Origin of the sequence: Mycobacterium sp. (assembly GCF_049802695.1) — a bacterium.
GTDB lineage: Bacteria > Actinomycetota > Actinomycetes > Mycobacteriales > Mycobacteriaceae > Mycobacterium.
On record NZ_JBARMY010000469.1, the window covers coordinates 1 to 6,396 of the forward strand.

The 6,396-nt window shown below is 68.8% G+C and carries 8 protein-coding genes and 1 pseudogene; 7 read left to right on the forward strand and 2 right to left on the reverse strand.

Going from position 1 to position 6,396, the window contains the following annotated elements; translation table 11 throughout:
• Both WA317_RS18770 and WA317_RS18775 read right to left on the reverse strand, forming a co-directional pair.
• The coding region (locus tag WA317_RS18770) for a quinone-dependent dihydroorotate dehydrogenase (protein ID WP_425174475.1) at positions 1–794 on the reverse strand (794 nt) is incomplete at its 3' end.
• A 31-nt stretch (positions 795–825) separates the two neighbouring features.
• The gene (locus tag WA317_RS18775; RefSeq protein WP_425174469.1) at positions 826–1,083 is read right to left on the reverse strand and encodes a DUF5703 family protein; all 258 of its coding nucleotides are present in this window, start codon (positions 1,081–1,083) and stop codon (positions 826–828) included.
• Positions 1,084–1,452: 369 nt separating this feature from the next.
• Between WA317_RS18775 and WA317_RS18780 the strand changes: the two genes are divergently transcribed.
• The 7 genes and pseudogenes from WA317_RS18780 to WA317_RS18810 all read left to right on the forward strand — a co-directional run.
• Complete coding sequence (locus WA317_RS18780; protein WP_425174470.1) at positions 1,453–1,755, forward strand: hypothetical protein; 303 nt, start codon at positions 1,453–1,455, stop codon at positions 1,753–1,755.
• A gap of 92 nt (positions 1,756–1,847) precedes the next feature.
• Entirely contained in the window at positions 1,848–2,690 is an 843-nt protein-coding gene (locus WA317_RS18785) for an undecaprenyl-diphosphate phosphatase (protein ID WP_425174476.1), read from the forward strand.
• Between the two features lie 49 nt (positions 2,691–2,739).
• Positions 2,740–3,432 (forward strand): histidine phosphatase family protein, encoded by a 693-nt coding sequence (locus WA317_RS18790; RefSeq protein ID WP_425174471.1) that lies wholly within the window; start codon positions 2,740–2,742, stop codon positions 3,430–3,432.
• 50 nt (positions 3,433–3,482) lie between these two features.
• The gene (locus tag WA317_RS18795) at positions 3,483–4,070 is read left to right on the forward strand and encodes a DUF3090 domain-containing protein (protein ID WP_425174472.1); all 588 of its coding nucleotides are present in this window, start codon (positions 3,483–3,485) and stop codon (positions 4,068–4,070) included.
• Positions 4,054–4,869, forward strand: a complete 816-nt coding sequence (locus WA317_RS18800; RefSeq protein ID WP_425174473.1) for an SCO1664 family protein — start codon at positions 4,054–4,056, stop codon at positions 4,867–4,869. Before WA317_RS18795 ends, WA317_RS18800 begins: the two co-directional genes overlap by 17 nt.
• Positions 4,870–4,949: 80 nt before the next feature.
• The gene (locus WA317_RS18805) at positions 4,950–5,747 is read left to right on the forward strand and encodes a 3'(2'),5'-bisphosphate nucleotidase CysQ (RefSeq protein ID WP_425174474.1); all 798 of its coding nucleotides are present in this window, start codon (positions 4,950–4,952) and stop codon (positions 5,745–5,747) included.
• A gap of 29 nt (positions 5,748–5,776) precedes the next feature.
• A pseudogene (locus WA317_RS18810) lies at positions 5,777–6,396 on the forward strand (cysteine--1-D-myo-inosityl 2-amino-2-deoxy-alpha-D-glucopyranoside ligase); the annotation flags it as partial.

The window sequence follows — 6,396 nt, forward strand, 5'->3', positions numbered from 1 at the left end:
GGTCCGGACACGCCGCCGGAACCGAGGCGCTCGACGTCCGGCGTCGCCAGGCCGTCACGCGACACCGTGGTGTTGGTGGCGACGATGCCGGCCAGCCCTAGTTCGACGGCCAGGTCGGCGACGGCGTCGACATCGGAGTCGGGCAGGTCGGGAGCGATCTTGACCAGCACCGGCGTCGACGTCTCGGCGAGCACCGCGGACAGGATCGGGCGCAGCGACTCGACTGCTTGCAGGTCCCGCAGCCCCGGGGTGTTCGGTGAGCTGACGTTGACGACCAGGTAGGACGCGAGCGGACCGACGAGGCGGGCGCTGGTGCGATAGTCGTCGACGGCGTCAACCGCCGGCGTCAGTTTGGTCTTGCCGATGTTGACGCCGATCGGCACATAGGGGCGGTGTCGGGCCAGCCGGATCGCCAGCCGGCCGGCGCCCTGATTGTTGAAGCCCATTCGGTTCAGCAGCGCCCGGTCGGCCGGCAGCCGGAACACCCGCGGTCGCGCATTGCCGGGTTGCGGTTCGGCGGTGACGGTGCCCACTTCGGCATAGCCGAATCCAAGTGCGCCCCAGCTGTGCAGTCCGGTGCCGTCCTTGTCGAAGCCGGCGGCCAGCCCCGCGGGGCCCGCGAAACGTACCCCGAACACGGTGCTGGCCAGCACCGGATCCGACGGCGACAGCCGTCGCTGCAGCAGATGTCGCAGCGGACCCGCGGCGGTGAGGCCGCGCAGCACGGCGAACACCAGTCGATGGACGCTTTCCGGCGGTATCAGGAACAGCAGGCCGCGCACCACGCGATAGATCCTCGGAGAGCCGTCGCCCGGGACGCTCACGTCACAGTTCCGGCTGGTCGGGCCGCCTCGACGCGTCGAGCGGAGATTTTCTCCGGCGCAACAAGACCCGCCTGCTGCCATCGGTGTAGAGCCGCACCCGGGTCAGCTCCCAGCCGCGGTACTCCGCCTCGATGGACAACCGGGTAGACGCGCTGACCCGCGTCACCTCCGGAGGCAGGCGCAACGGAGCCCACTCGTACTCGTCGGACATGTCCTTCGCCCACCCCGCCGGCAATCCGCGGCCGCCTGCCGCGGTCAACGCCGACCCAACGGAAGCTCGCTGATCCGGCCGCCCCCCGGCGCCAGGCGCAACGTGCCGCGCCTATCGTCACAGGCCAGCGAGGTGGGGTGCCGCACGGTGGGGTTACGTACCTTTTCGACGGTTTCGACGGTGGATTCCGTTGGTCAGATGTTAACCAAAGCATATCGGCGCGGCGCGCGGTACCAATCGGATCGGCGGCGCGCATCTGCCGGCAGGTAACCGGCAGGTTTACAGTTTCCGGACAGCGGGTAACGCGTCGGTCGTGGGAAGCGAATGTCCGTCGACAGACGACGACGAGGTTTTCGGTCCGGCGAGGTTCGGCGCCGCCGACCGGCCCGGGCGGGGCGAGCACGATGGGGCTGTCGCGTGACCCTCGCCGCAGACCGCCAGCTCGGTGGCCGGGAATTCGTTATAGAAGATATGTCCACCGGGGTCTTCGCCAGCGGATACGGGCAGGTCGGGGATGGCCGCAGCTTCTCCTTCCACATCGAGCACCGATCTCTTGTCGTGGAGATCTACCGGCCGCGGCTGACCGGTCCGGTGCCGCAGGCCGAGGACGTCATGGCGAAGGCCAGCCGAAGCCTCGTCGACTTGGACCTCACCGACGAGCGGAGCCTGGCCGCCGCGGTACGGGATTCGGTCGCGGTCGCTGCGACCGGTGCTCACTGATCTGACTGGCGCCCTGCGCTCGGGCCGGTTGCCCGGGCCGTAGCTGCGCACCGTCAACCGGTACGGTCGTCGTCGTGACTGCGGGCCCGGCGATGTCTTGGTGGCAGGTCGTCGATTTAGCCGTCGTGCAGGGTTTGACCGAGTTCTTGCCGGTGTCGTCGTCGGGACATCTGGCGCTTGCTTCGCGGGTGCTCTTCGGTGGTGATGCGGGCGCCTCGTTCACCGCGGTCAGCCAGTTGGGCACCGAGGCAGCCGTGCTGGTTTATTTCGCCCGCGACATCGTGCGGATCGTCACGGCGTGGATCAACGGCCTGGTCGTCGGCTCATCCGTCTCTAGGCACCGCAACGTCGACTACCGGCTGGGGTGGTACGTCATCATCGGCACCATCCCGATCTGCGTCTTGGGGCTGCTATTCACCGACCTGATCAGGTCCGGCGCGCGCAACCTGTGGGTGGTGGCGACGGCGTTGGTGGTCTTCTCGGCGGTGATCGCCGCAGCCGAGCGGTTCGGGTCGCAGAACCGGCACGTCGATCAGCTGAACTGGCGCGACGCCGTCCTGGTCGGCGCGGCACAGACGCTGGCGCTGGTCCCCGGGGTGTCCCGCTCCGGAGCGACCATCAGCGCTGGCCTTTTCCTCGGGCTGGAGCGCGAACTGGCCGCCCGGTTCGGGTTTCTGCTGGCCATCCCGGCGGTGTTCGCCTCCGGACTGTTCTCACTGCCCGATGCCTTCCACCCGGTCCGCGAGGGCATGAGCGCAACCGGCCCGCAGTTGTTGGTGGCCACCTTGATCGCTTTCGGCGTCGGCCTCGCCGCCGTGGCCTGGTTGCTGCGATTTCTGTTGCGGCACAGCATGTACTGGTTCGTCGGCTACCGCGTCGTGGCGGGGGCCACGGTGCTGGCTCTGCTCGCGACCGGGGTGGTGGCGGCAGCGTGACCACCGCCGGCGACGATGCAGAGCGCAGCGATGAGGAGGAGCGGCGCAATTGACCGTGATCTTGTTGCGGCACGGCCGGTCCACGTCGAACACCGCGCACGTCCTGGCGGGCCGGTCCGAAGGGGTCAACCTAGACGATAAGGGCCGCGAGCAGGCCGCCGGACTGGTTGAGCGCCTGGCGACGCTGCCGATCCGGGCGTTGGTGTGCTCGCCGCTGCTGCGCTGCCGAAGCACCCTCGAACCGCTGGCCGCCGCCCTCGGCCTCGAGCCCGTCGTCGACGATCGGCTCGCCGAGGTCGACTACGGCCAGTGGACCGGCCGCACCATCGGCGAGCTGGCCAAAGAGCCGTTGTGGGCGGTCGTTCAAGCCCATCCCAGCGCAGCGGTGTTCCCGGACGGTGAAGGGCTGGCGCAGGTGCAGGCACGCGCGGTGGGCGCGGTCCGCGACCATGATCGGCTGCTGGCCGAGCAGCACGACGGCGACGCGCTGTGGGTGGCATGTACACATGGTGACGTCATCAAGGCGGTCGTCGCCGACGCGCTGGGCATGCACCTGGACAGCTTCCAGCGCATCACCGCCGACCCGGCATCGATGAGCGTGGTCCGCTACACCTCTTTGCGGCCGTTTGTGCTGCACGTGAATCACACCGGCAGCCGGCTGAGCGCGGTGCTGACCGCACCGCCGGAACCGCAGTCTGCGACGGCGCCCGGCGACGCGGTAGTGGGCGGCTCCACCGACTGACACTGCGCAATTACATGGCAGCCGCAACTGCCGGTATTTTGGGAATTGCCATGTCTCGCGCAATCCATGTCTTCCGCACACCCGACCGATTCGTCGCCGGGACCGTTGGGCAGCCCGGCAACCGCACGTTTTATCTGCAGGCGGTGCATGACTCCCGGGTGGTGTCGGTGGTGCTGGAGAAGCAGCAGGTTGCGGTGCTCGCCGAGCGCATCGGCGCGTTGCTGCTCGAAGTCAATCGCCGGTTCGGTACGCCGGTGCCGCCGGAGACCAACGACGTCGAAGACCTCAGCCCGCTGATCACCCCGGTCGACGCCGAATTCCGGGTCGGCACCATGGGGTTGGGCTGGGACTCCGAAGCGCAGACGGTGGTGGTCGAACTGTTGGCGGTCACCGACGCGGAGTTCGACGCGTCCGTGGTACTCGACGACACCGAGGAAGGCCCCGACGCCGTCCGGGTGTTCCTGACGCCGGAGTCGGCGCGCCAGTTCGCGACCCGCTCCAACCGCGTCATCTCCGCAGGCCGTCCGCCCTGTCCGCTGTGTGACGAGCCGCTGGACCCCGACGGACACCTCTGCGCGCGCACCAACGGCTACCGGCGTAGCGCGTTGCTCGGGTCTGACGATGACCTCGAGGCCTGACGATCGGGAGGTGTTGCAGCGCGGCAACCTAACCGTTCTCGGACGGATTCGCTCCGCCAGCAACGCCACCTTCTTGTGCGAGTCGACGCTGGGTCAGCGAAGCGTGCACTGCGTCTACAAGCCGGTCGCGGGGGAGCAGCCGCTGTGGGATTTTCCCGACGGTACGCTGGCCGACCGCGAAGTCGGCTCGTACCTGGTGGCGGCACAGCTCGGCTGGAACGTCGTGCCGCACACCATCATTCGCAACGGGCCGGCGGGTCGCGGCATGCTGCAGCTGTGGGTGCACCAGCCCGGCGACGCCCCCGACTCCGATCCGGAGCCCGGGCCTGACCTGGTCGACCTGTGCCCGGCCGGCAAGCTGCCGCCGGGTTACCTTCCGGTGCTGCGGGCTTACGACTACGCCGGCGACGAAGTCATCTTGGTGCACGCCGACGACCTGCGGTTGCGGCGCATGGCGGTATTGGACGTGCTGATCAACAACGCCGACCGCAAGGGCGGCCACATTCTGCATGCCGTCGACGGCAAGGTCTACGGCGTCGACCACGGTGTCTGTCTGCACGTCGAGGACAAGCTGCGCACGGTGCTGTGGGGTTGGGCCGGCAAACCCATCGATGACGACAGCCTGGCGGCGGTGTCGGGGCTCGTCGAGGCGTTGAGCGGGTCGTTCGCCGAAGCGCTGGCCAGACACATCAGCGCCGTGGAGGTGGCGGCGCTGCGTCGGCGCGCTCGCGGGATGCTCGACAACCCGCTGATGCCGACCCCGGATCGGCACCGTCCCATTCCCTGGCCGGCGTTCTAGTCGTTCGCCGAGTGTGTAGCTTCTTTGCGCCAATTGGGTGGATCAGCGACCACAAGCCACACACTCGGCGATGACCGCGTATGCCGTTCGGCGATACTGGAGCAGTGACCGCGTCCCACGGCCTGACCGACGCGGCGTTGGCCGCCGATTTGGCCGTCGACGCCGGCAAGCTGTTGCTGGCGGTGCGCGAGGAAGTCGGCTTCGCCTACCCGTGGAGGCTCGGCGACATCGGTGACCGCCAGGCCAATTCGTTTTTGCTGCAACGGCTGCGGGCGGAACGCCCGGGCGACGCGGTGCTCAGCGAGGAAGCCGACGACGACCTGGCCCGCCTGCGCGCCGATCGGGTGTGGATCATCGACCCGCTGGACGGCACCAACGAGTTTTCGATACCCGGCTGCAGAGACTGGGCGGTGCACGTGGCGCTGTGGCAACGGCACGCGGGTCCGGGCGGTGAAATCACCGACGCGGCGGTGGCTCTGCCCGCGCTCGGCGAGGTGCACCGCAGTGACACCGTCACCGCCGACGCGTCGCCGCACACCGGTCCCATCCGTATCACCGCCAGCGCACACCGGCCACCGGCGGTGCTGTACCGGCTGGCCCGGCGCTTGGACATCCAGACGGTCCGCATCGGGTCGGCCGGCGCCAAAGCCATGTCGGTGGTGCGCGGTGACACCGACGCCTACATCCACGCCGGCGGGCAGTGGGAATGGGATTCGGCGGCACCCGCCGGGGTGCTCTGGGCCGCGGGCATGCACGCTTCGCGGCTGGACGGCTCGAAGCTGGTCTACAACCGGCCCAACCCGTATCTGCCGGACCTGCTGATGTGTCGTCCTGAACTGGCTGACGTGCTTTTGGGGGCCATCCGCCTGGCCGGCTGACGAGTCTCCCGGTCACCTACAGTCAACTCATGCAATCGTGGTCGGCCGCGCCCATCCCGGCGCTGCCCGGACGCGGCCCGGAACTGCGGCTCTACGACACGGCGGACCGCCAGGTGCGGCCGGTGACAGCCGGCCGCACAGCCACCATGTACGTCTGCGGGATCACGCCGTATGACGCCACCCATCTCGGCCACGCTGCCACCTACCTGGCGTTCGACCTGATCCACCGGTTGTGGCTGGACACCGGTCACGACGTGCACTACGTGCAGAACGTCACGGACGTCGATGATCCGCTTTTCGAACGCGCCGAGCGCGACGGTGTCGACTGGCGCGACCTCGCGGCGCGCGAGGTCGCGCTCTTCAGTGCGGACATGACCGCGCTGCGGGTGCAGCCGCCGCGGGAGTATGTCGCGGCCACCGAAACGGTGGCCGAAATGGTCGAGTTGGTCGAGAAGATGCTGGCGTCCGGGGCGGCCTACATCGTCGACGACGCCGACCATCCCGACATCTACTTCCGGTCGGACGCCACCGTGCAGTTCGGCTACGAATCCGGCTATGACCGGGACACGATGTTGCGGCTGTTCGCCCAACGCGGCGGCGACCCGGATCAGCCGGGCAAGACCGACCCACTCGACGCGCTGGTGTGGCG

Excerpts from the sequence above, each read along its gene's own strand:
- WA317_RS18795 (WP_425174472.1), top strand. The coding sequence starts at position 3,483 with ATGTCTCGCGCAATCCATGTCTTCCGCACACCCGACCGATTCGTCGCC.
- WA317_RS18785 (WP_425174476.1), top strand. The coding sequence starts at position 1,848 with ATGTCTTGGTGGCAGGTCGTCGATTTAGCCGTCGTGCAGGGTTTGACC.
- WA317_RS18805 (WP_425174474.1), top strand. The coding sequence starts at position 4,950 with ATGCCGTTCGGCGATACTGGAGCAGTGACCGCGTCCCACGGCCTGACC.
- WA317_RS18800 (WP_425174473.1), top strand. The coding sequence starts at position 4,054 with ATGACCTCGAGGCCTGACGATCGGGAGGTGTTGCAGCGCGGCAACCTA.